The 1,311-nt window shown below is 74.4% G+C and carries 1 pseudogene; it reads left to right on the forward strand.

The window, feature by feature from the left end:
* A pseudogene (locus CQZ88_RS14040) lies at positions 1 to 1,311 on the forward strand (kelch repeat-containing protein); the annotation flags it as partial.

The following is a 1,311-nucleotide window of genomic DNA, read 5'->3' on the forward strand; positions in this document are numbered from 1 at the left end:
GACCGCCGCCACCGTCGCCGACGGCACCGTATGGGTGTTCGGCGGCCTGGACGACTCCGGCTCCTCCCCCGCCCACGAGGGCTACGACCCGGCCATCGACACCTGGAAGGCCGGACCCGACCTGCCGATCCCGCTCAACCACGCGACGGCCGTCACGTGGGACGGCGTGCCCGTCGTCCTCGGCGGCTGGATCCCGGACGGCCCCGACCTCACCGCCACCGCATCGAACCGGGTCTTCGCCGTCCGCAACGGTGAATGGGTGGAGATGCCACCGATGCCCCGGGCCCGTGCCGCCGGCGCCGCCGTCACCATCGGAAACAAGATCTACGTGTTCGGCGGCCAGGCCGACGACACCCTGATCCGCCCCACCGACGTGTTCGACGGCACCGCCTGGACCACGGTCGCCGACCTGCCGACCCCGCGCGAGCACCTCGCGGCCGCGACCGACGGCACCTACGCCTACGCCATCGGCGGCCGGGACCTGTCCGCCGACAAGAACGTCGCCACCCTCGAGCGCTTCGACCCCACCACCGGCGCGTGGACCGCCCTGCCCGACATGCCCACCGCGCGCGGCGGGCTCGGCGCCACCTACATCGACGGCCGCATCGTCGCCGCCGGCGGCGAGGAACCCACCCGCGTCCTCGCCGATGTCGAGGCGTTCGACCTGACCACCGGCACGTGGTCCGAGCTGCCGGACCTGCGGACCCCGCGGCACGGGCTGGCCCTCGGCGCGGTCGGCGACACCGTCTACGCCATCGACGGCGCCACCGGACCCACCCACGCCGAGTCGACCTCCGTCACCGAGGCGCTGCAGATCCCGCCGCGCCGCGTCCAGCCCGGGCCGGCGTGGCGGCAGCTGCGCGACGCCCCCACCGCCCGCCAGCAGACCGCCGCCACCGTCGCCGACGGCACCGTGTGGGTGTTCGGCGGACTCGACAACAACGGGTCCACCGCCCGGGTGGAGGGCTACGACCCGGCCATCGACACCTGGAAGGTCGGACCCGATCTCCCCCTCCCGCTCAACCACGCGATGGCCGTCGAGTACGCGGACGAGCTGGTCGTGCTCGGCGGCTGGGTGCCCGAGGGCGCCGACCTCACCGCCCGACCGTCGGATCGGGTGTTCGCGCTGCGCGACGGGCAGTGGACCGAACTACCGGCCATGCCGCAGGCGCGTGCCGCCGCGGCCGCCGTCACCATCGGGGACAGGATCTACGTGTTCGGCGGTCAGGCCGACGACACCCTCCTCGCCACGACCGACGTCTTCGACGGCAGCGGCTGGAGCACGGTCGCCGACCTGCCGACCCCGCGCGA

Origin of the sequence: Rhodococcus sp. ENV425, from assembly GCF_002887785.1 — a bacterium.
Lineage (GTDB): Bacteria > Actinomycetota > Actinomycetes > Mycobacteriales > Mycobacteriaceae > Rhodococcus > Rhodococcus aetherivorans.